This is a genomic window from Erwinia sp. STN24 (genome assembly GCF_041320675.1).
Classification (GTDB): domain Bacteria; phylum Pseudomonadota; class Gammaproteobacteria; order Enterobacterales; family Enterobacteriaceae; genus Erwinia; species Erwinia aeris.
Map to the genome: position 1 here is coordinate 252,210 of NZ_JBGGPM010000002.1, position 20,695 is coordinate 272,904.

Annotated in this window: 23 protein-coding genes; 10 read left to right on the forward strand and 13 right to left on the reverse strand. The window is 56.9% G+C overall.

The window, feature by feature from the left end:
* Positions 1 to 135 precede the first annotated feature (135 nt).
* Both panE and yajL read left to right on the forward strand, forming a co-directional pair.
* A complete protein-coding gene (gene panE, locus ACA373_RS11430; protein ID WP_369896324.1) occupies positions 136 to 1,050 on the forward strand; it encodes a 2-dehydropantoate 2-reductase in 915 nt (304 codons plus the stop codon).
* The gene (gene yajL, locus ACA373_RS11435; RefSeq protein WP_253455067.1) at positions 1,010 to 1,609 is read left to right on the forward strand and encodes a protein deglycase YajL; all 600 of its coding nucleotides are present in this window, start codon (positions 1,010 to 1,012) and stop codon (positions 1,607 to 1,609) included. Before panE ends, yajL begins: the two co-directional genes overlap by 41 nt.
* Before the next feature lie 165 nt (positions 1,610 to 1,774).
* On the opposite strand, the gene thiI is transcribed toward yajL, so the two are convergent.
* The gene (thiI, locus tag ACA373_RS11440) at positions 1,775 to 3,223 is read right to left on the reverse strand and encodes a tRNA uracil 4-sulfurtransferase ThiI (protein ID WP_125288416.1); all 1,449 of its coding nucleotides are present in this window, start codon (positions 3,221 to 3,223) and stop codon (positions 1,775 to 1,777) included.
* Positions 3,224 to 3,454: 231 nt separating this feature from the next.
* Between thiI and xseB the strand changes: the two genes are divergently transcribed.
* The 4 genes from xseB (at position 3,455) to ACA373_RS11460 (ending at position 7,539) form a co-directional block, all read left to right on the forward strand.
* A complete protein-coding gene (gene xseB / locus ACA373_RS11445) occupies positions 3,455 to 3,697 on the forward strand; it encodes an exodeoxyribonuclease VII small subunit (RefSeq protein WP_125288415.1) in 243 nt (80 codons plus the stop codon).
* Positions 3,697 to 4,596, forward strand: a complete 900-nt coding sequence (gene ispA / locus ACA373_RS11450; RefSeq protein WP_253455069.1) for a (2E,6E)-farnesyl diphosphate synthase — start codon at positions 3,697 to 3,699, stop codon at positions 4,594 to 4,596. Before xseB ends, ispA begins: the two co-directional genes overlap by 1 nt.
* A 19-nt stretch (positions 4,597 to 4,615) precedes the next feature.
* Positions 4,616 to 6,481: a 1-deoxy-D-xylulose-5-phosphate synthase gene (gene dxs / locus ACA373_RS11455; RefSeq protein ID WP_253455070.1), complete on the forward strand. Its 1,866-nt coding sequence runs from the start codon at positions 4,616 to 4,618 to the stop codon at positions 6,479 to 6,481.
* Between the two features lie 83 nt (positions 6,482 to 6,564).
* The gene (locus tag ACA373_RS11460; RefSeq protein WP_370734516.1) at positions 6,565 to 7,539 is read left to right on the forward strand and encodes an aldo/keto reductase; all 975 of its coding nucleotides are present in this window, start codon (positions 6,565 to 6,567) and stop codon (positions 7,537 to 7,539) included.
* A 77-nt stretch (positions 7,540 to 7,616) separates the two neighbouring features.
* Here ACA373_RS11460 and pgpA read toward each other — a convergent pair whose 3' ends face one another.
* The 6 genes from pgpA to nrdR form a co-directional block, all read right to left on the reverse strand.
* Positions 7,617 to 8,108, reverse strand: a complete 492-nt coding sequence (gene pgpA, locus ACA373_RS11465; RefSeq protein WP_369896327.1) for a phosphatidylglycerophosphatase A — start codon at positions 8,106 to 8,108, stop codon at positions 7,617 to 7,619.
* On the reverse strand, positions 8,101 to 9,072 hold the full coding sequence (gene thiL, locus ACA373_RS11470) for a thiamine-phosphate kinase (RefSeq protein WP_301252317.1): 972 nt from the start codon (positions 9,070 to 9,072) through the stop codon (positions 8,101 to 8,103). Before thiL ends, pgpA begins: the two co-directional genes overlap by 8 nt.
* A 54-nt stretch (positions 9,073 to 9,126) precedes the next feature.
* A complete protein-coding gene (gene nusB, locus ACA373_RS11475) occupies positions 9,127 to 9,546 on the reverse strand; it encodes a transcription antitermination factor NusB (protein WP_125288408.1) in 420 nt (139 codons plus the stop codon).
* A gap of 16 nt (positions 9,547 to 9,562) precedes the next feature.
* Entirely contained in the window at positions 9,563 to 10,033 is a 471-nt protein-coding gene (ribE, locus tag ACA373_RS11480) for a 6,7-dimethyl-8-ribityllumazine synthase (RefSeq protein WP_125288407.1), read from the reverse strand.
* 89 nt (positions 10,034 to 10,122) lie between these two features.
* A complete protein-coding gene (gene ribD / locus ACA373_RS11485) occupies positions 10,123 to 11,223 on the reverse strand; it encodes a bifunctional diaminohydroxyphosphoribosylaminopyrimidine deaminase/5-amino-6-(5-phosphoribosylamino)uracil reductase RibD (protein ID WP_370734517.1) in 1,101 nt (366 codons plus the stop codon).
* 3 nt (positions 11,224 to 11,226) lie between these two features.
* Positions 11,227 to 11,676, reverse strand: coding sequence for a transcriptional regulator NrdR (gene nrdR / locus ACA373_RS11490; RefSeq protein ID WP_125288405.1), 450 nt, complete (start codon positions 11,674 to 11,676; stop codon positions 11,227 to 11,229).
* Between the two features lie 193 nt (positions 11,677 to 11,869).
* Here nrdR and lysM point away from each other — a divergent pair, with 193 nt between their 5' ends.
* Both lysM and ACA373_RS11500 read left to right on the forward strand, forming a co-directional pair.
* Positions 11,870 to 12,310: a peptidoglycan-binding protein LysM gene (lysM, locus tag ACA373_RS11495; RefSeq protein WP_125288404.1), complete on the forward strand. Its 441-nt coding sequence runs from the start codon at positions 11,870 to 11,872 to the stop codon at positions 12,308 to 12,310.
* 6 nt (positions 12,311 to 12,316) lie between these two features.
* The gene (locus ACA373_RS11500) at positions 12,317 to 12,865 is read left to right on the forward strand and encodes a DUF3251 domain-containing protein (RefSeq protein ID WP_253455076.1); all 549 of its coding nucleotides are present in this window, start codon (positions 12,317 to 12,319) and stop codon (positions 12,863 to 12,865) included.
* Positions 12,866 to 12,910: 45 nt separating this feature from the next.
* Here ACA373_RS11500 and secF read toward each other — a convergent pair whose 3' ends face one another.
* The 5 genes from secF to queA all read right to left on the reverse strand — a co-directional run bounded on the left by secF (position 12,911) and on the right by queA (position 18,411).
* Positions 12,911 to 13,879, reverse strand: a complete 969-nt coding sequence (gene secF / locus ACA373_RS11505; RefSeq protein ID WP_253455077.1) for a protein translocase subunit SecF — start codon at positions 13,877 to 13,879, stop codon at positions 12,911 to 12,913.
* Positions 13,880 to 13,889: 10 nt separating this feature from the next.
* A complete protein-coding gene (gene secD, locus ACA373_RS11510; protein ID WP_125288401.1) occupies positions 13,890 to 15,737 on the reverse strand; it encodes a protein translocase subunit SecD in 1,848 nt (615 codons plus the stop codon).
* A gap of 27 nt (positions 15,738 to 15,764) precedes the next feature.
* The gene (gene yajC, locus ACA373_RS11515) at positions 15,765 to 16,097 is read right to left on the reverse strand and encodes a preprotein translocase subunit YajC (RefSeq protein ID WP_125288400.1); all 333 of its coding nucleotides are present in this window, start codon (positions 16,095 to 16,097) and stop codon (positions 15,765 to 15,767) included.
* Between the two features lie 24 nt (positions 16,098 to 16,121).
* The gene (tgt, locus tag ACA373_RS11520) at positions 16,122 to 17,246 is read right to left on the reverse strand and encodes a tRNA guanosine(34) transglycosylase Tgt (protein WP_125288399.1); all 1,125 of its coding nucleotides are present in this window, start codon (positions 17,244 to 17,246) and stop codon (positions 16,122 to 16,124) included.
* 94 nt (positions 17,247 to 17,340) lie between these two features.
* A complete protein-coding gene (queA, locus tag ACA373_RS11525; protein WP_301252336.1) occupies positions 17,341 to 18,411 on the reverse strand; it encodes a tRNA preQ1(34) S-adenosylmethionine ribosyltransferase-isomerase QueA in 1,071 nt (356 codons plus the stop codon).
* 168 nt (positions 18,412 to 18,579) lie between these two features.
* On the opposite strand from queA, the gene ACA373_RS11530 reads away from it, so the two are divergent.
* The gene (locus ACA373_RS11530; RefSeq protein ID WP_301252311.1) at positions 18,580 to 19,161 is read left to right on the forward strand and encodes an ACP phosphodiesterase; all 582 of its coding nucleotides are present in this window, start codon (positions 18,580 to 18,582) and stop codon (positions 19,159 to 19,161) included.
* Positions 19,162 to 19,338: 177 nt separating this feature from the next.
* Entirely contained in the window at positions 19,339 to 19,941 is a 603-nt protein-coding gene (locus ACA373_RS11535; protein WP_125288397.1) for a peroxiredoxin C, read from the forward strand.
* A 475-nt stretch (positions 19,942 to 20,416) separates the two neighbouring features.
* On the opposite strand, the gene ACA373_RS11540 is transcribed toward ACA373_RS11535, so the two are convergent.
* Positions 20,417 to 20,665 (reverse strand): biofilm/acid-resistance regulator YmgB/AriR, encoded by a 249-nt coding sequence (locus ACA373_RS11540; RefSeq protein ID WP_125288395.1) that lies wholly within the window; start codon positions 20,663 to 20,665, stop codon positions 20,417 to 20,419.
* Positions 20,666 to 20,695 lie beyond the last annotated feature (30 nt).

The window sequence follows — 20,695 nt, forward strand, 5'->3', positions numbered from 1 at the left end:
TTCTGTTGTGACAGGCATAATACCGACTTAGCATCAGTAAAAAAACCATCGGCATGGAAAGCTATAATAAGAACAGCTCTGCCAGCGCGGCCTTCGGCCCGGCAGAATTAATCCAACCCGCTGCGGAGAGGAAGAATGAAGATTACCGTATTGGGATGCGGCGCTTTAGGGCAGATCTGGCTGGCTGCGCTGGACGCTCAGGGCAATGAGGTGCAGGGGTGGCTACGCGTACCGCAGCCTTATTGCTCGGTCAACGTGGTGGATCTTGAGGGCAACATAAGTAACAAAACCTTTATTGCCAACGACCCTGCTTTTTTAGCGGAAAGCGACCTGCTGCTGGTAACGCTGAAAGCGTGGCAGGTATCCGAAGCGGTAAAAAATTTGCGGTTTATTCTGCGTGAAGACTGCCCGATCCTGCTGCTGCATAATGGCATGGGCACGCTTGACGAGCTTAAAATGCTCACGCAGCCGCTGCTGCGCGGGATCACGACCCATGCGGCAAAGCGCGACGGCACCATGGTTATCCATGTTGCTTCCGGCATTACCCACATCGGCCCGACTTCTCCGGACGGCGCCATGCTCAGCAGGCTGGCAGAAACGCTGCAACAGGCGCTGCCGGACGTCGCCTGGCATAACAATGTCTCCTCCGCCGCCTGGCAAAAGCTGGCTGTAAACTGCGTGATCAATCCGCTGACGGTTCAGTATGACTGCACCAACGGCGAGCTGCTTAACCATCCGCAGGAGGTGGCCCTGCTCTGCGATGAAGTGGCGATGGTTATGGAGCGTGAAGGTGAACATACCTCTCGCGAGGCGCTGCTGGACTACGTGAAAGAGATTATTACCGCGACCGCCGCCAATACCTCTTCCATGCTGCAGGATATCCGCGCGCAGCGGCGTACGGAGATTGACTATATTACCGGCTACGTTATCCGTCGTGCGCGGGCGCAGGGGCTGACCACGCCGGAAAACAGCCGACTTTATGAAATGATTAAGCGTAAGGAACAAGATTATGAGCGCGAGCGTACTGGTTTGCCTGGCACCTGGCAGTGAAGAAACCGAAGCCGTTACCACTATCGATCTGCTGGTGCGCGCGGGCTTCACGGTCACTACCGCCAGCGTAACGGATGACGGCAGCAAAGAAATCCGCTGTTCGCGCGGCGTACGGCTGTTAACCGATGCCACGCTGGTTGAGGTAGCCGACAACGATTTTGCCGCCATCGTGCTGCCCGGCGGCCTGAAAGGCGCGGAAGCCTTTCGCGACAGCCCGCTGCTGGTGGAAACGGTGCGGCAGTTTCACCAGTCCGGCCGTATTGTCGCGGCGATCTGCGCAGCGGCCGGCACGGTGCTGGTGCCGCATAAGCTGTTTCCGATTGCCAATATGACCGGCTTTCCCGGCCTCAAGGAGACTATTCCCGAAAGCCAGTGGATGGATAAACGCGTGGTTTGGGATCGCCGCTTCAATCTGCTCACCAGCCAGGCGCCCGGCACCGCGATCGACTTTGCCCTGAAGCTGATCGATCTGTTGGCAGGTAAAGAGAAAGCGCATGAGGTGGCGCAGCAGCTGGTGCCGGCGGCGGGTATTTTTGACTATCGGGAATGGGTGGAATAGATCCGGCCTGCGCGACTACCCGTTTGAGCGGCGTCGCTGACGGGCAAAGGCCTGCTGGCGACAGAGAAGCAGCCAGGCCAGCGCTTTAGCCGGTAACCTGTTGCGAACAAAAGCGGAGTTAAGAGATAAAAAAGGCGCTGAAGCCAGCGCCTTTTACCTTTCCGCTTACGGACGGTAAACCTTAACGTTTTTAAAGCCCTGCTCGTGTAAATAGAGCGCCTGCAAACGGCTCATTACGCCCCGATCGCAGTAAAGCAGCCAGGTTTTGCTCTGATCCAGATCGCCGAACTGGGTGCTGAGTTTATAGAACGGCATGCCTTTTACCTCAACGCCTTCCAGCTCCAGCGGCTTGTCATCCTGCTCGTCAGGCGAGCGGATATCCAGCACCACGTCGTTGTCGCCAAACGACACCACGGTTTCGACTTCCACCACTTCCTGCTCGGTCTCTTCCGCAATCTGACGGATATCGACATTGGTGGCTTCTTCGATAGCTTTCTCCAGCACGGCAAAATCAAAGTTCTGCTCTTCCGCTTCGATTTTCGCCTTTACCGCTTTTACCGTTGGGCTTTTCGAGATCACGCCGCAATACTCCGGCATGGTGCGGGCAAAATCTTCCGTGCCGATATGGCGCGCCAGCTTGATGATGTGCTCTTTGTCATGCGAAATCAGCGGGCGCAGGATCAGCGTATCGGAAGCGTTGTCGATCAGCCGCAGGTTAGTCAGCGTCTGGCTGGAGACCTGGCCCAGCGCTTCGCCGGTCACCAGCGCCTGCACGCCGTAGCGCTCGGCGATAGTCGAGGCCGCACGCACCATCATGCGTTTCAGCACCACGCCCATCTGGCCGTCGTCCACTTTTTCCAGAATCTCGCCAACCACCGGCTCGAAGTTGATAGCCACGAAGCGCACCTTGTGCGAGCGGCCAAAACGGTTCCACAGATAATGCGCCACCTGACGCACGCCGATTTCATGCGCCGCGCCGCCAAGGTTAAAGAAGCAGTAGTGCACGCGGCAGCCGCGACGCATCAGCATATAGCTGGACACGCCGGAGTCGAAGCCGCCGGAGATCAGCGACAGCACGTCTTCCTGGCTGCCGATAGGGAAACCGCCGATGCCTTCATAGCGTCCGGTGATCAGCAGCAGGCGATCGTCTTCGATCTCCAGGTTGACCGTGACCTGCGGATGGTTCAGCTTGACCTGCGCGCTCTGGACGTGCTGATTCAGCCCGCCGCCTACATAGCGCTCAACGTCCTGCGAGCTGAACTCATGCTTGCCGCGACGCTTGACGCGTACGGAGAAGGTTTTGCCTTCGATACGCTCGCGGTTCATCGCCAGCGTCTGCTCAAAAATGTTGTGCAGATCGGTATAGCCGCGCTCTTCGACTTCCAGCACGTGATGAATACCGGGAATGCGCGACAGTTCGTCAATAATATAGCCGCGCTGGCTTTCGTTTTTGGAACGGACTTCGATATGGTCCCAGTGGCGCACCACGGCCAGCGTCTCGTCGCACTGTTTCAATACGTTACGAATGTTCGTCGTTAACATTTTGATAAAACGCAGGCGAACGGACTGGCTTTTAATGGTGATTTCAGGGAATAATTTAATGATAAACTTCATGGTGGCACGGGCTCAACGGGCAATTAAGTGCTGAAATGGAGCGCACTTAGCTGGTAAAATCAGAGAATTGCAAAGTAGCTTACGCCCTTCACATCCAGGGGAGATGAGTGTATCACATCTGCCCGGCGACTGCTTCTTCAACAGCGCCCGGAATCATTATTTTGCTAATCAATTTGAGTCGGCTACCATGAGTGACCTGACAGACTAAAACATCACCGAGCAACCGTTATTATGCCGAAAAAAGCCGAACAGCCCGCCAGTTTTGAAACCTCGCTTGCCCAGCTGGAGCAAATTGTCTCCCGTCTTGAAAGCGGCGAGCTGCCGCTGGAAGAGGCGCTCAACGAATTTGAACGCGGCGTGCAGCTGGCGCGAGCGGGCCAGCAGAAACTGCAGCAGGCGGAACAGCGTGTGCAAATCCTGCTTAACGACGACAAAAATGGCGACCTTCAGCCCTTCACGCCGGAAAACGACTGATGGATTTTAGCGCTCTTCTTACCGCGCATCACGCGCGCGTCAACCTGGCTTTACAACGCTTTATTACCGCGCTGCCCTTTCAGCAGTCTCCGCTGGTGAATGCCATGGAGTACGGCGCGCTGCTCGGCGGCAAGCGCCTGCGCCCGTTTCTGGTGTATGCTACCGGCAAAATGCTTCATGCTGACGATGCCGCGCTGGATGCGCCCGCTGCGGCGGTCGAGTGCATTCATGCCTACTCGCTGATCCATGACGATCTGCCTGCGATGGACGATGACAGCCTGCGTCGCGGCCAGCCGACCTGCCATATTAAATTCAGCGAAGATACGGCTATTTTGGCCGGTGACGCGCTACAAACGCTGGCCTTCACTATACTTGCCGATACGCCTTTGCCTGGCGTAACGGCAGAGTACCGTATTGCGATGATTTCCGAGCTGGCGCAGGCCAGCGGCGTTGCGGGCATGTGCGGCGGCCAGGCGCTGGATCTGGCTGCGGAAGGCCAGCAGGTCGGTCTGCGCGAGCTTGAGCAAATTCACCGTTATAAAACCGGCGCGCTGATCCGTTGCGCGGTTCGCCTGGGCGCTTTGACCGCCGGCGACAGAGGACGCGACGCGCTGCCCGCGCTCGATCGCTATGCCGAAGCCATCGGCCTGGCGTTTCAGGTGCAGGACGATATTCTGGATGTGGTGGGCGACACCGCCATCATCGGCAAACGCCAGGGAGCCGATCAGCAGTTAGGAAAAAGTACCTACCCGGCGTTGATGGGACTTGAGCGCGCGCGGGCAAAAGCGTGGGAGCTCTGTCAGGAGTCGCTCAGCGCACTGGAAATACTTGCCGCGCAAGGCTTTGACACAGCATCACTACAGCTGCTTGCAAGTTACATAATTGAACGCAATAAATAACTTTCACAATGAGTCTCTGATGAGTTTTGATACTGCAAAATATCCAACGCTGGCGCAGGCCGCTTCGGTACAAGAACTACGTTCGCTTCCTAAAGAGAGCCTGCCAAAACTCTGTGATGAGCTACGACAGTATTTACTCGACAGCGTCAGCCGCTCCAGCGGCCACTTTGCCTCCGGACTGGGCGTGGTAGAGCTGACCGTTGCCCTGCACTATGTCTATAACACGCCTTTTGATCATTTGATTTGGGACGTGGGTCACCAGGCCTATCCGCATAAAATTCTGACCGGCCGCCGCGATCGTATTGGCACTATCCGTCAGAAAAACGGCCTGCATCCGTTCCCATGGCGCGACGAAAGCGAATATGACGTGCTGAACGTCGGCCACTCCAGTACCTCGATCAGCGCCGGACTGGGCATGGCCGTTGCCGCAGAGAAAGAAGGCAAAGGCCGCCGCACCGCCTGCGTGATCGGCGACGGCGCCATCACGGCGGGCATGGCGTTTGAGGCGATGAACCACGCGGGCGATATCAAATCCGATCTGCTGGTCGTGCTGAACGACAACGAGATGTCGATTTCGGAAAACGTCGGCGCGCTGAACAACCGCCTGGCGCAAATCCTTTCCGGTAAAACCTACTCGAAGCTGCGCGAAGGCGGCAAAAAAGTGCTGACCGGCCTGCCGCCGATCAAAGAGCTGGTCAGACGCACCGAAGAGCATCTGAAAGGTATGGTGGTGCCCGGCACGCTGTTTGAAGAGCTGGGCTTTAACTATATTGGCCCGGTCGACGGCCACGACGTGCTGACGCTGGTGCAGACGCTGAAAAACATGCGCGATCTGAAAGGCCCGCAGTTCCTGCATATCATGACCAAAAAAGGCAAAGGCTACGCCCCTGCGGAGAAAGATCCGATTAGCTGGCACGCCGTACCGAAATTCGATCCGGCCAGCGGCCTGCTGCCGAAAGCGATCGAAGGTCTGCCGAGCTACTCGAAGATTTTCGGCCAGTGGCTGAGCGAAACCGCCGCCGATGACAACAAGCTGATGGCCGTTACGCCTGCCATGCGTGAAGGCTCCGGCATGGTCAGCTTTTCGCGCGACTATCCGGCGCAATATTTTGACGTGGCGATTGCCGAACAGCACGCCGTCACCTTTGCCGCCGGACTGGCGATTGGCGGCTATAAGCCCGTGGTCGCCATTTACTCGACGTTTTTGCAGCGCGCCTACGATCAGCTGATCCACGACGTAGCGATCCAGAAGCTGCCGGTGCTGTTTGCTATCGATCGCGGCGGCATCGTTGGCGCGGACGGTCAGACGCACCAGGGCGCTTTTGATATCTCATTCCTGCGCTGCATTCCGAATATGGTGATCATGACGCCAAGCGACGAGAACGAATGCCGTCAGATGCTCTATACCGGCTATCACTATAGCGCTGGCCCAAGCGCGGTACGCTATCCTCGCGGCACCGGAACCGGCGCGGAGCTGCAGCCGTTGCAGTCGCTGCCGCTGGGCAAAGGCGTGGTGAAACGCGAAGGCGAGAAGCTGGCAATCCTGAACTTCGGCACGCTGCTGCCGGAAGCCGCCGCCGTCGCGGAATCGCTGAACGCCACGCTGGTGGATATGCGCTTTGTGAAGCCGCTGGACGAGGCGCTGATCGTTGAGCTGGCCGCCAGCCACGAGGCGCTGATCACGCTGGAAGAAGGCGCGATTAAAGGCGGCGCGGGCAGCGGCGTGATTGAAGCGCTGATGGCGAAACGCGTGCTGGTGCCGGTGCTGAATATCGGCCTGCCGGATGAGTTTATTCCGCAGGGCACCCAGGAAGAGATCCGCCACGATTATCAGCTGGACGCCGAAGGCATCGAACAGCAGATTAAGCGCTGGCTGGCGCTGTAATACCGCACGAGGCTCCCCTTCCGGGGAGCCTGTACCTGCTATGCTTAGGCCTTTGCGCCTTTTTAACATCAGCAGGAGCACGCATGAAAACCCTTCCGTTAGGCAATACCGATCTCACCGTTTCCCGTTTGTGCCTGGGCTGTATGACCTATGGCGAACCCCAACGCGGCCGCCACGCCTGGACACTGCCTGAAGAGAGCAGCCGTCCGCTGATCAAACAGGCGCTGGAGGCGGGCATTAACTTCTTCGATACCGCCAACAGCTATTCCGACGGCAGCAGTGAAGAAATCGTGGGACGTGCATTGAAAGACTACGCGCGCCGCGAAGATATCGTGCTGGCGACCAAAGTTTACTTTCCGATGAGTAATCTTGCCGGCGGCCTTTCACGCGCCAGCATTATGCAGTCCATTGATGACAGTCTGACGCGCCTGGGCACCGACTACGTGGATTTATTGCAGATCCACCGCTGGGATTACAACACGCCGCTGGAAGAGACGCTGGAGGCGCTGCACGACGTGGTGAAGGCCGGGAAAGCGCGCTATATCGGCGCGTCTTCTATGTATGCCTGGCAGTTCGCCAAGGCGCTCTACACGGCGGATCGTCACGGCTGGACAAGGTTTGTCAGCATGCAGGATCAGTACAATCTGATCCAACGTGAGGAGGAGCGCGAAATGCACCCGCTCTGCCAGGCAGAAAATATCGCCGTGCTGCCGTGGAGCCCGCTGGCGCGCGGTCGCCTGACCCGTCCGTGGGGTGAAACCACCGCGCGCACCGCTTCCGACGAATACGGCAGCACGCTGTATGCCAGAAGCGAAGAGAACGACGGCGCGATTGCGCAGCGCGTGGCGGCTATTGCCGAAGCTCGCGGTGTGAGCCGTGCGCAGATAGCGCTGGCATGGCTGTTGGCAAAACCGGTGGTCACCTCGCCGATTATCGGCGCTTCACGCGCAGAGCAGCTGGCCGATCTGGTAAAAGCAGTGGATATTGAGCTGACGCAGGAAGAGATCGCGGAGCTGGAAAGCGTTTATCAGCCGCATCACGTGGTGGGATTTGAATAAGCCGCGCCGCTGTTGCGCCAGGACTAAAGCATAAAGCAAAGAGGCCAGCTATGCTGGCCTCCTTTTTACACGGCTCGCTACAGCGCCAGATGGTGCCCGGCATAATAGAGAATACCGGCGGAAATAATGCCGGCGACAATATCATCTATCATAATGCCCATGCCGCCGTGGACGTTGCGGTCAAACCAGCGGATCGGCCACGGCTTCCACATATCCAGGATGCGGAAAATCACGAATCCGGCCAGCACCCACTGCCAGCTGTTCACCGGGATCGCCATCAGCGTGATCCACATACCGATAAACTCGTCCCAGACGATGCTGCCGTGGTCGTGCAGGCCCATATCTTTCGCGGTGCGATGGCAGAGATAAACGCCAATGCAGATGCCGAACATCACCAGCAGAGAGTAGATATCCGGCGGCAGAAACGACATCAGATACCAGAAAGGAATAGCCGCCAGCGATCCCATGGTGCCGGGCACCACCGGACTTAATCCGCTGCCAAAACCGGTTGCCAGCAGGTGCCAGGGATTGCTCATCTTCAGGCGTTTTTTCGCCTCGTGCTTATCCAAAGTGATCAAATCCTTTCAGTTTGCGCTCGACGGGCCGGTTGTTTTCCAGCAGCACCAGCCCTTCTGACTGCGGCGCCAGCTGGCCTACACAGGTAAAAGGCACGCCATAATGCCCCAGCGCCACGTCCAGCGCGCCGCGATTGATTTCCGGGACGGTAAAGCAGAGTTCGTAGTCTTCACCGCCGCTCAGCGCCCAGCTGATTGCCTGCTCCGGGTCAAAATGGCTTTTCATCACCCCGGAAAGCGGCAGCGCATCCAGATGCAGACGAGCGCCGCAGCCGCTGGCTTTCAGGATATGCCCCAAATCGGAGATCAGCCCGTCGGAGATATCGATAGCGGCGCTGGCCAGGTCGCGCAGCGCCTGCCCTTGCAGAATGCGCGGCATCGGGCGCAAGTGGCGTTTGATTAAGGCTTCATGCGCGGCGGGATCGTTAATTTTGATATGGTGCTGCAACAGCGCCAGCCCTGCCGCGCTGTCGCCCAGCGTGCCGGTAACGTAAATCCAGTCGCCGGGCTTTGCGCCAGACCGCTTCAACGCCCTGCCCTGCGGCACCAGGCCGTGAATGCTCAGCGTCATGCTCAGCGGGCCGCGCGTGGTATCGCCGCCGATCAGCTGCATATTGTAATAATCCAGCAGTTCGAACAGGCTGTCGCTGAACTCTTTCAGCCAGGCTTCGTTTACCTCGGGCAGCGTCAGCGCCAGCGTCAGCCAGGCGGGATCGGCGCCCATTGCCGCCAAATCGCTGAGATTGACCGCCAGCGCTTTATAACCGAGATCGGCGGGATGGATGTCACGCAGAAAGTGTACGCCCGCTACCAGCGTATCGGTGCTGATCGCCAGCGTCTGTTTTTCGGGCAGGTTGAGCAGGGCGCAGTCATCGCCAATGCCTTTTTCCACATCACGACGAGAGCTAGTTATGCGATCAAAATAGCGCGTGATAAGTTCAAATTCGCCACATGCCATAATGCTTTCCAGCAGAAAAAAGGAAGAAGGCCGGATAAGACCGGCCTGAGAGGATTACTTCTTGTTGGGGCGGATATGCGGAGCGGCTTTATCCAGCACGCCGTTAACGAACTTGTGGCTGTCTTCAGCGCCAAACACTTTCGCCAGCTCAATCCCCTCGTTAATAGCCACTTTGTAGGGAACGTCGGAGCGCTTGCTCAGCTCGTACAGCGAAATGCGCAGAATCGCTTTCTCCACCTGACCCAGCTCTTCCAGCTGGCGGGAAAGGTAAGGCTTCATCAGGCCGTCAAGGTACGCGCTGTTGGTCGCAACGCCGCCCAGCAGCTCGCGGAAATAGCTGATATCAACGTCTTTGACGTCTTGCTCCGCCAGAAACTGGTATTCGACATCAGAGATGTCGTTCTTTGACAACTGCCAGGAGTAAAGCGCCTGGACAGCACATTCACGGGCGCGGCGACGAGCAGCAGGTTTCACAAAATTCCCCTTAAAATCAGGCTTTGATGGCTTTCAATACGTTAATCATTTCAAGTGCGGTCAGAGCGGCTTCCGCCCCTTTGTTACCCGCTTTGGTTCCGGCGCGCTCAATGGCCTGCTCGATGTTTTCCGTCGTCAGAACACCAAAGGCAACCGGAATATCGCTGTTCATAGCGACGCTGGCCAGGCCAGAACTGGCTTCGCCAGCAACATATTCGAAGTGGGCGGTGCCACCGCGGATCACGGTGCCCAGTGCCACAACCGCGTCGTATTTGCCGGCGTTCGCCAGCGCACGCGCCGTCATTGGCATTTCATAGGCGCCCGGCACCCAGATAACGGTGATGTTTTCATCTTTTACCTGGCCGATACGCTTCAGCGCATCAAGGGCACCGCTCAGCAGGCTGTCGTTGATAAAATTGTTGAAACGCGCAATAACAATGGCCACGCGCGCGTCAGGAGTAGCAACAGCAGCTTCAATAACGTTCATAATCTTCCTTTCAGGGTTTGTTATGGCCCCGCAGGGGGGCGGATTCTATCACACTCTTTAACGCTCTGCTTCCGCTTTTCTGCAGAGCGCTATCGCGGCGTCAGCGTCAGGCGCAAATCTGGCCCAACCTGACGACTATCGCTGAATATAAACGTCGGCGCTTCAGCAAGTTGTGCTAAAGCGGGCAGATGGCACAAACCGCGTGCCGCATCACCCAATAATTTCGGCGCAAGATAAACGATCAGCTCATCGACCACGCCTGCGCTCAGCAGCGCGCCAGAAAGCGCAGCGCCTGCTTCTACCCAGACGCTGTTGATCTGGCGGCGTCCCAGCAGCATCAGCAAAGACACCAGATCGGTTTGCTCATTGAGGCGCGGCACGCAAAATTGTTGCACGTTATCCGGCCAGCTTAGCCCGTCGGGCTGCTGACGCGCCAGCCAGGTTTCCCCCGGCTGGGAAATCAGCCGATGCTGCGGCGTGACGCGATTGTGGCTGTCGATAACCACTCTGACCGGCTGGCGTAAATCCTGCTGCGCATAGCTTGCGCGCACGTCCTGGTTCAGCTCGTCCCAGCGCACGGTCAGCGAGGGATCGTCCGCCAGCACCGTCGCGCTGGTGGTCAGGATCGCGGCGCTTTGCGCCCGCAGGCGCTGCACGTCGCGTCGCGCCTCCGGCGAGGTGATCCACTGGCTTTCGCCGCTTGCCATTGCCGTACGGCCATCCAGCGACGCGCCCAGCTTCAGTTGCACCCAGGGAAAGCCGGTGCGCATCCGCTTCAGAAAGCCGCGATTCAGCGCTTCCGCTTCCTGCATCATCAGCCCGTGGCTGACCTCGATACCGGCCTGCTGCAAGCGGTAAAGGCCGCGCCCCGCCACTTCCGGGTTGGGATCCTGCATGGCGGCGACGACTCGGGCTACGCCTGCGGCAATCAACGCCTCGCAGCATGGCGGCGTGCGACCATGGTGGCTACAGGGCTCCAGCGTGACGTAAGCCGTCGCGCCGCGCGCCTTTTCGCCAGCCATACGCAAAGCGTGAACTTCAGCATGGGGTTCGCCTGCGCGAAAATGGTAGCCTTCGCCGACAATCTCCCCGTCGCGTACGATAACGCAGCCTACGTTCGGATTGGGCGTTGTGGTAAAGCGTCCGCGCCTGGCCAGTTCAAGCGCGCGGGCCATATAGATTTCATCCATGCCTTAATCCTGTAAGCGGGCGATCTCTTCACCGAATTCGCGGATATCTTCAAAGCTGCGGTAAACCGAGGCGAAGCGAATATAGGCCACCTTATCCAGCTTTTTCAGCTCGTCCATCACCAGATTACCGATCATCTTGCTGGGTACTTCCCGTTCGCCGGTGGAGCGCAGCTTGCTTTTGATATGGCTGACGGCGTTTTCGACGTCGTCCGAGCTGACCGGCCGCTTCTCCAGCGCCTTCATGATGCCGCTGCACAGCTTGTCCTCATTGAAGGGCTCACGGATATCATTGCTTTTCACCACGCGCGGCATCACCAGCTCGGCCACTTCAAAAGTGGTGAAGCGTTCATGGCACACCAGGCACTGACGGCGACGGCGCACCGAGGTTCCTTCCCCCACAAGGCGGGAATCGATAACTTTGGTATCCACAGCAGAACAGAACGGGCAATGCATGATAATTCCTGGATCCTGGAAAAGTGAACACAGTGTAGCGCGAAGTGGCGAGCAACAAAATATCGGGTTGCCCTTCTTTCCCCCGCCGAATCGCTTTGTCTGGCATCTGACCAGGTATCTCCTCGTTCTTCCGCTATAATGAGAGAACGCTCAGGCGTAACTTTTTTAAAAACAAGGATTAGCCGGAGGAAATATGGGTTTATTTAACTTTGTAAAAGAAGCTGGCGAGAAGCTGTGGGATTCCGTAAGCGGCGCTGGTGAAGACCAGAGCGCGAAGCTGAAAGAATATATCCACAAGCTGGGCCTGCCGGGCAGCGACAAGGTGGACGTTAAGGTGGATGGCGATAAGGCCAGCATCAGCGGCGACAGCATTTCGCAAGAGCTGAAGGAAAAAATCCTGGTAGCGGCCGGTAACGTAGCCGGTATCACCCACGTTGAGGATAACGTGAAGGTGGCTGAAACCGCGACCGAAGCAAAATTCTATACGGTGAAGAAAGGCGACACGCTGAGCGCTATCTCGAAAGAAGTGTATGGCGATCCGAACAAGTACAATCAAATCTTTGAGGCTAACAAGCCGATGCTCTCCGATCCGAACAAGATCTATCCGGGTCAGACCTTACGCATTCCTCAGTAGGCAACTATGGCCGGATACCTGAAAAAGGCCTCGCTGCTGCCGCTGGTTGTTTTGCTGGCAAGCTGCGCCTCACCGCAGCAGCCGCAGATCAACAAGCTGCATAACCAGGTGGGCAAGCTCAACAATGAGATGCAGCAGCTTACCGAGCAGGCAACGGCGCTGACGCGGCAGAATATGCTTAACGGCAATTCTACCCAGGGCGCCTGGCTGCTGCCGGCCACCAATACGGCCGTGCCGCTGCAAAGCCAGCTGGGCGAGGTGAAGCTGTCGCTGAGCCATATAGAAAATGAAGCTAACGGCACGCGGGCGATGCTGCATATTCGCTCTGCCGGCGACAACAATCTGCCTGCGTTCAGCGCAACGGTAGAATGGGGCGAGCTGGATCCGACTACCGGCAAACCGCTACAGGTAAACAGCCAGAGCCAGACCTTCAGCGTGGCGGCCTCGTTGCTGCCTCGTAGCGAAGTCACGGTGCCGCTGCGCCTGAGCAATCTGCCGCCGGAACAGCTGGGCTATGTCCGGGTTCATGACGTTGTGGCCCAGACGAAACCATAAAAAAAGCGCCGCAGATGCGGCGCTTTTTATTTAACAGCGGAAAGCTTAAGGCAGAATCGAAGGCTGATCGGCGCCCTCTTTCTCCACTTTCTGCTGCAGCAGATGCTCGCGTTTCATCCCCAGTTTCAGCGCCAGCGCCGAAGCCACGTAGATAGATGAAATTGTCCCGATGGACACGCCGATTAGCATGGTCAGCGAGAAGCCTTCCAGCAGCGCGCCGCCAAAGATAAACAGCATCAGCACCACCACCAGCGTGGTGGCGGAGGTCATAATGGTACGGCTCAGCGTCTGCGTCAGCGAGACGTTGAAGATTTCGTAAGGCGTACCGCGACGGATCTTGCGGAAGTTCTCACGAATACGGTCCGATACCACGATGCTGTCGTTCAGCGAGTAACCGATAACCGACATCAGCGACGCGATAATGGTCAAATCAATCTCAATATGGAACAGAGAAAGAATGCCCATGGTGATAATCACGTCATGCGCCAGCGCCAGCACGGCGCCTAACGCCAGTCGCCACTCGAAGCGGAAACCGACGTAAACCAGGATGGCTATCAGCGCCACCAGCAGCGCCATGCCGCCGGTCTGCGCCAGATCGCTGCCCACGCTTGGGCCAACAAACTCAATGCGCTTCACGGTGCCGTTTTGCGCCGTCGCCTGATTGATAATGCTGACGACCTTGTTGCCCAGCTCCTGGCCCGCGTTGCCTTCGTGCGGCGACATACGCACCAGCACGTCGCGGCTGCTGCCGAAGTTCTGCACCTGCGGATCGGTAAAGCCCGCTTTCTCCAGCGCGCCGCGCAGGTTATCCAGCTCGGCCGGTTTCTCCAGGGTAATTTCAATCACCGTACCGCCGGTGAAATCCAGACCCCAGTTAAACCCTTTCAGGCCCATGATCGCAAATGAGGCGATCAGCAGCAGGCCGGAAAGAGTAAAGGCCAGCTTGTCCCAGCGCATAAAGTCATGGACTTTACGGCCGTAGTTCAGTTGTTCAACGCTATAGTCCTGTGCCACAACGCACTCCTCAAATAGACAGCTTGTTGATGCGTTTACCGCCGTACAGCAGGTTGACGATGGCGCGGGTACCGACAATAGCGGTAAACATAGAGGTCACTACACCGATAGCCGTGGTGATAGCGAAGCCTTTAATGGATCCCGTACCGACAGCATAAAGGATAATAGCCGTGATCAGCGTGGTGACGTTGGCGTCGATAATACTGGAGAACGCGCCGCTGTAGCCTTCATGGATCGCCTGCTGAACGGAGCGTCCGTTCTTCAGCTCTTCCTTGATACGTTCGTTAATCAGTACGTTAGCATCAACGGCGACCGCCAGCGTCAGCACGATACCGGCAATACCCGGCATGGTCAGCGTGGCGCCGGGCAGCAGAGACATAATCCCCACAATCAGCACCAGGTTTGCCACCAGCGCAGTGGTCGCAATCACGCCGAATTTACGGTAGTAAACCACCATAAACACGATAGAGGCGATCAGGCCCCACAGGCAGGCTTCCAGACCCTGAGTAATGTTTTGCGCGCCCATGGTTGGACCAATGGTGCGTTCTTCCACAATCTGGATTGGCGCAATCAGCGCGCCCGCACGCAGCAGCAGCGACAGCTGACGCGCTTCGTTTGGATTGCTGATGCCGGTGATGCGGAAGCTGTTGCCCAGGCGAGACTGGATATTCGCGACGTTAATCACTTCTTCCTGCTTCGCCAGGATAGCGCGACCGTTGGCGTCTTTCTTACCGCTGTCTTTGTATTCCACAAACAGCGTTGCCATCGGCTTGCCGATATTATCCTTGGTGAAGTTGGACATGATGTTGCCGCCCGCGCTGTCCAGCGAGATGTTAACCTGTGCCTGGTTGTACTCATCCATGCTCGACGTCGAGTCAGTGATGTGATCACCGGTCAGGATCACGCGCTTGTACAGCGTTACCGGCTGGCCGTCGCGGGTATTTTTCACTTCGGAATCGCCCGGTACGCGGCCGTTGGCGGCAGCGGTAGGATCGACGGAGGTGTTAACCAGACGGAATTCCAGCGTGGCGGTCGCGCCCAGGATCTCTTTAGCACGCGCGGTATCCTGAATACCCGGCAGCTCGACCACGATGCGGTCAGCGCCCTGACGCTGCACCAGCGGTTCGGCAACGCCAAGCTGGTTCACGCGATTACGCAGGATAGTAATGTTCTGCTGAACCGCATATTCGCGCGCTTCACGCAGGCGGTCATCCGACATGACCGCACGCAGCAGGTTGCTGCCGCTGGCGTTGATCACCAGATCGCGATGGCGGCCGGTCAGATAGCTGACGGCGTCGTCACGCGCCTGTGCGTCACGGAAACGAATTTCCAGACCGTAGTTATCGGTTTTACGCACGTTGGTGTAGGGAATATTTTTGTCGCGCAGATCGCTTCTGAGGTTATCGATATTCTGCTCCTGGAGCTTGCCCAGGGCGGTATCCATATCGACTTCCATCAGGAAGTGCACGCCGCCGCGCAGATCGAGACCGAGTTTCATCGGTTCTGCGGCCAGCATACTCAGCCAGCCTGGCGTGGCTGGAGCAAGGTTGAGCGCGACAACGTAGTCTTCGCCCAGCGTTTTGATGATGGCGTCACGAGCGCGCAGCTGCACGTCGCCGTTAGCGAAGCGCGCCATGATAGCGCCGTTTTCCAGCGCAATGGATTTGCTCTGGATATTCTCTTCTTTTAAAGCATTCTGGATCTGATTCAGCGTCTGTTCACTGGCGGCGCTTCCGCGCGCGCCGGTGATCTGAACAGCCGGATCCTCACCATACAGGTTGGGAAGCGCATAGAGCAGACCGACGATAAGCACGACGATCAGCATGATGTACTTCCACAAAGGATAACGGTTTAACACGGCAGTTCCCTTAGGGAAAACAAAAAATTACAGCGCCTTCATCGTACCTTTCGGCAGAACGGCAGCCACGAAATCACGTTTGACCACAACTTCCGTCGTCTCGTTCAGCGCGATAGCTACATAGCCGGTATCCGCCACTTTGGTTACGCGTCCGACCAGGCCGCCGGTGGTCAGCACTTCGTCACCCTTGCTGATGGAATCCATCAGTTTTTTATGCTCTTTGCTACGTTTCTGCTGTGGACGCAGGATCATGAAATAGAAGATCAGACCAAAAACCACCAGCATGATGACCAGCGAATACGGGCTTCCCTGTGCTGGCGCACCCGCAGCAGCCACTGCATCAGAAATGAACAAGCTCATTAATTTTCCCTCATTGATTAATTATCAGACGTTTAACGGCGGAACCGCTTTGCCCGTCCGCGCATAAAATTCGGTAACAAAGTGCTCTAATTTACCCTCTTCAATAGCCTTGCGTAAACCAGCCATCAGGCGCTGGTAGTAGCGCAGGTTATGAATAGTGTTAAGACGCGCACCCAGTATTTCGTTGCAACGATCCAGATGATACAAATAGGCGCGGCTATAGTTGCGACAGGTGTAGCAATCACACTCCGCATCCAGCGGCGCCGTATCATCTTTATATTTCGCGTTACGGATTTTCACCACGCCGTCAGTCACGAACAGGTGGCCGTTACGGGCATTGCGGGTAGGCATCACGCAGTCAAACATATCGATACCGCGACGTACGCCTTCAACCAGATCTTCCGGTTTGCCGACGCCCATCAGATAGCGCGGTTTGTCCTCAGGGATCTGCGGACAGACGTGCTCCAGAATACGGTGCATGTCCTCTTTCGGCTCGCCGACCGCCAGGCCGCCCACAGCGTAACCATCAAAGCCGATCTCTACCAGTCCTTTTACGGAGACATCTCGTAAATCTTCGTAAACGCCGCCCTGAATAATCCCGAACAGCGCGTTTTTATTTTCAAGCGAATCAAAGCGGTCGCGGCTGCGCTGCGCCCAACGCAGCGACATCTCCATCGAGCGTTTGGCGTAATCCCAGTCGGCAGGATAAGGCGTGCATTCGTCGAAAATCATCACGATATCGGAACCGAGATCGTACTGGATCTCCATCGATTTTTCAGGATCGAGGAAGATCTTGTCGCCGTTAATCGGGTTGCGGAAATGCACGCCCGCTTCGGTGATTTTGCGAATGTCGCCCAGGCTGAACACCTGGAAACCGCCGGAGTCGGTCAGGATTGGCCCTTTCCACTGCATAAAGTCGTGCAGATCGCCATGCAGCTTCATGATCTCCTGGCCGGGACGCAGCCACAGATGGAAAGTGTTGCCGAGAATAATCTGCGCGCCGGTATCCTGCACTTCTTCCGGCGTCATGCCTTTTACGGTGCCGTAGGTGCCCACAGGCATAAAGGCCGGGGTTTCCACCACGCCACGATCGAAAACCAGACGGCCACGGCGCGCGCGCCCATCAGTAGTATCTAATTCAAACTTCACGTTGCCTCCATCAGAGAAACAGTCTGATGCTTAAGAGTTGACCTGCGCCCCGGTCGGGCGCAGGCGTCGCAACCGGACAAAGCCGGTTATGGCATTATTTACCGACCTGCTCGTTTATCGCCTGCGGATTGCGGGTGATAAACATCGCGTCGCCATAGCTGAAGAAGCGATACTTCTCCGCTACCGCCTGCTCGTAAGCGTGCATGGTGTGACGGTAGCCCGCGAAAGCGGAAACCAGCATAATCAGCGTCGATTCCGGCAGATGGAAATTGGTGACCAGCGCATCAATAACCTGATACTCATAGCCGGGATAAATAAAAATTTTGGTGTCGTCGAAGAACGGCGCAATCAACGCGTCTTTGGCCGCCGCCGCTGCGCTCTCCAGCGAGCGCACGGAAGTTGTGCCTACGGCGACGACACGGTTGCCGCGCGCTTTGCACGCCAGCACCGCATCCACCACTTCCTGCGGAACCTCAGCATACTCGGCGTGCATAATATGATCTTCAATGCTGTCCACGCGTACCGGCTGGAACGTGCCCGCGCCGACGTGCAGCGTAACGAAAGCGGTTTCAATCCCTTTCGCCCGCAGCGCTTCCAGCATAGGTTCGTCAAAATGCAGGCCAGCAGTAGGCGCAGCCACCGCGCCGGGACGTTCGCTGTAAACAGTCTGGTAAAGCTCGCGATCCGCGTCTTCGTCAGGACGATCGATATAAGGCGGCAGCGGCATATGGCCGACGGCGTCCAGAATATCCAGCACGGCGCGCTCGTCGTCGAAATGCAGCTCAAAGAGCGCGTCGTGACGGGCAACCATCGTCGCTTTGACGCTTTCGTCGTCGCCAAGCAGCAGCTCGGCGCCCGCTTTCGGCGCTTTAGAGGCGCGAATATGGGCCAGCACGCGATGCTCGTCCAGCATCCGTTCAACCAGCACTTCGATTTTGCCGCCGCTGGCTTTACGTCCGAAAATACGCGCCGGGATCACGCGCGTATTGTTAAAAACCAGCAGGTCGCCCGGATTGAGCAAATCCAGTAAATCGGTGAACACCCCGTGGGTCAGCGCGCCGTCCGGGCCGTTAAGGCACAGCAGACGGCATCCGCTGCGCTGGGCCTGCGGATAGTGGGCAATCAAAGATTCGGGCAACTCAAAAGAAAAATCGGCAACGCGCATGGTCATTCACAGTCAGGGAAATCAGGGCGCACATTCTAGCTGAAAACCCGCCAATTCTGAACCATTCGCCGCATCTATCGGTTAAACCGTCCGCCAACGGGCGTCGATGCGCTCTGCACGCCACTATCAACGGTATCCCGACACGGCAGAAGCCGATATACTGCCGCGATGAACTTTCTCGCTCACCTTCATCTGGCGCGGCTGGCCAACAGCTCCCTGCTCGGCAACCTGATGGCTGACTTCGTGCGCGGCAATCCGCGTGACGTCTGGCCTGATAACGTTGCCGCCGGCATTTTGCTGCACCGACGCGTTGACGTCATGACCGACGCCCTGCCGGAAGTCCGGGTCGCACGCGGTTTTTTCCGCCCCGAAACCTATCGCGTATCGCCTATCGCGCTGGACGTCATCTGGGATCACTTTTTATCCCGTCATTGGGATGAGATCGTGCCGGAAACGGCCTTACCGGATTTTTTACGTCAGGCGCGGGCGGAGATCGGCCCGCACCTTGCCACCACGCCGGAGCGTTTCCAGCATCTGAATCGCTATCTGTGGACGGATCGCTGGATGGAAAAGTATGCGGAAGCGCCCTATTTGCAAAACGTGCTGACCGGGATGGCCAGCCGCCGTCCTCGCCTGGCCGCGCTGGCAGATTGCTATCAGGATTTTGTTGATAATTATCAACAGCTCGACGCTGTTTTCCGGCAGTTTTATCCGCAGATGATGGCAAAAGCCCGCCAGCAGTCACTGTAGCCACGATTGCCGCTTGCCCTTTTGCTGAAAAAGGTTATTGTTGGCGAACACATTGAATAAAAAAGCTTTTTGATAGGTAAAGCCTATCAGAGAAATCGGCGGTTATCGCTGGTTTACAACGCTATCCCGCCCCATACTGGCGGCCGTTTCCCTTAATTTATCCTTACAGGAGTGACTATGGTTCTCGTAACTCGTCAGGCCCCTGATTTCACCGCCGCAGCCGTGCTGGGCAACGGTGAAATCGTAGAAAACTTTAACTTTAAAAAACACACCGCTGGTAAAGCCACCGTTGTGTTCTTTTGGCCAATGGACTTCACTTTTGTTTGCCCTTCTGAGCTGATCGCTTTCGACAAGCGTTATGAAGAATTCCAGAAGCGCGGCGTGGAAGTGGTCGGCGTCTCTTTCGACTCCGAGTTCGTTCACAACGCATGGCGTAAGACCCCAATCGATAAAGGCGGCATCGGCGAAGTAAAATACGCGATGGTTGCGGATATCAAACGTGAAATCCAGAAAGCCTACGGCATCGAGCATCCGGATGCAGGCGTTGCGCTGCGCGGCTCTTTCCTGATCGACAAAGCCGGTGTGGTTCGCCACCAGGTTGTTAACGATCTGCCGCTGGGCCGTAACGTTGATGAAATGCTGCGTATGGTTGACGCGCTGCAGTTCCACGAAGAGCACGGCGAAGTGTGCCCGGCTCAGTGGGAAAAAGGCAAAGAAGGCATGGGCGCTTCTCCGGACGGCGTAGCGAAATACCTGTCTGAGAACGCTGGCAAGCTGTAATATCTTTTTGCAGACTGCTGAATAAAGCTCGCTTCGGCGAGCTTTTTTTATGAGGGCAATTCAGGCGGCTTAAGCTTTTGATGCGGGCGCACCAGGTTAAATATACAGCACGCCGCGGCGGGCTGTGATAGTCTGTTTACCAGTACAGTTCAAAGAGGGAAGAGAGTGCCCAAAAAAGAGCAGGCGTATTCTTCAGAAATCTGTGCCCTCATCGGCAGAGCCGTAGCAGAGCTGCTGGAAAGCGGCGAACCGGTAGGACGACATAACATCCTGATTAGACTTCAGATCCACAGCGCACAAGCTACAGACGAAAACATGAAGGCCGCTATTCAACGCGCTTTCCGATCGATACTCGACCGCTTCCATTAACCCCTTATAGTCCCTGCACAACCCCTTTTTTCAACTGTCCCAGGCAGCAGGCTTCGGCTATGGCTTTTTGCCGATCTGCATAAGCCGCCTGGGATGTGGGTGAAGGTTATGCGTCGTCAGGCGTGCGGGCCACCACCACTTCCAGCGCCTGGCGGAAGATATCCAGCTGGACGACATCAGAGGTGTTTTCCAGCTTTTCAATCAGCTTCAGGATAATCGCTTTGTTCGTTACGTAGCCACCGGCTGCCGCAATTTCTCTGATCACGGCGCCGATAACTTTGGTTTCCTGAGCCAGTAAATCACCTTCTCCCTGAAAATGTTCAAGGATGCCCGGCTCTGAAGAGTGCTGCTGCATAGTATTCGCCTTTATAAAGGGCGGGATATC

What these genes read in the sequence shown, in the direction of transcription:
- ribE (WP_125288407.1), bottom strand. Translation starts at nt 10,033, where the DNA reads ATGAACGTTATTGAAGCTGCTGTTGCTACTCCTGACGCGCGCGTGGCC.
- ACA373_RS11500 (WP_253455076.1), top strand. Translation starts at nt 12,317, where the DNA reads ATGGCCGGATACCTGAAAAAGGCCTCGCTGCTGCCGCTGGTTGTTTTG.
- thiI (WP_125288416.1), bottom strand. Translation starts at nt 3,223, where the DNA reads ATGAAGTTTATCATTAAATTATTCCCTGAAATCACCATTAAAAGCCAG.
- thiL (WP_301252317.1), bottom strand. Translation starts at nt 9,072, where the DNA reads ATGGCATGTGGCGAATTTGAACTTATCACGCGCTATTTTGATCGCATA.
- yajC (WP_125288400.1), bottom strand. Translation starts at nt 16,097, where the DNA reads ATGAGCTTGTTCATTTCTGATGCAGTGGCTGCTGCGGGTGCGCCAGCA.
- ribD (WP_370734517.1), bottom strand. Translation starts at nt 11,223, where the DNA reads ATGGATGAAATCTATATGGCCCGCGCGCTTGAACTGGCCAGGCGCGGA.
- ACA373_RS11460 (WP_370734516.1), top strand. Translation starts at nt 6,565, where the DNA reads ATGAAAACCCTTCCGTTAGGCAATACCGATCTCACCGTTTCCCGTTTG.
- ACA373_RS11535 (WP_125288397.1), top strand. Translation starts at nt 19,339, where the DNA reads ATGGTTCTCGTAACTCGTCAGGCCCCTGATTTCACCGCCGCAGCCGTG.
- yajL (WP_253455067.1), top strand. Translation starts at nt 1,010, where the DNA reads ATGAGCGCGAGCGTACTGGTTTGCCTGGCACCTGGCAGTGAAGAAACC.
- ACA373_RS11530 (WP_301252311.1), top strand. Translation starts at nt 18,580, where the DNA reads ATGAACTTTCTCGCTCACCTTCATCTGGCGCGGCTGGCCAACAGCTCC.
- ACA373_RS11540 (WP_125288395.1), bottom strand. Translation starts at nt 20,665, where the DNA reads ATGCAGCAGCACTCTTCAGAGCCGGGCATCCTTGAACATTTTCAGGGA.
- panE (WP_369896324.1), top strand. Translation starts at nt 136, where the DNA reads ATGAAGATTACCGTATTGGGATGCGGCGCTTTAGGGCAGATCTGGCTG.
- dxs (WP_253455070.1), top strand. Translation starts at nt 4,616, where the DNA reads ATGAGTTTTGATACTGCAAAATATCCAACGCTGGCGCAGGCCGCTTCG.
- xseB (WP_125288415.1), top strand. Translation starts at nt 3,455, where the DNA reads ATGCCGAAAAAAGCCGAACAGCCCGCCAGTTTTGAAACCTCGCTTGCC.
- ispA (WP_253455069.1), top strand. Translation starts at nt 3,697, where the DNA reads ATGGATTTTAGCGCTCTTCTTACCGCGCATCACGCGCGCGTCAACCTG.
- nrdR (WP_125288405.1), bottom strand. Translation starts at nt 11,676, where the DNA reads ATGCATTGCCCGTTCTGTTCTGCTGTGGATACCAAAGTTATCGATTCC.
- queA (WP_301252336.1), bottom strand. Translation starts at nt 18,411, where the DNA reads ATGCGCGTTGCCGATTTTTCTTTTGAGTTGCCCGAATCTTTGATTGCC.
- lysM (WP_125288404.1), top strand. Translation starts at nt 11,870, where the DNA reads ATGGGTTTATTTAACTTTGTAAAAGAAGCTGGCGAGAAGCTGTGGGAT.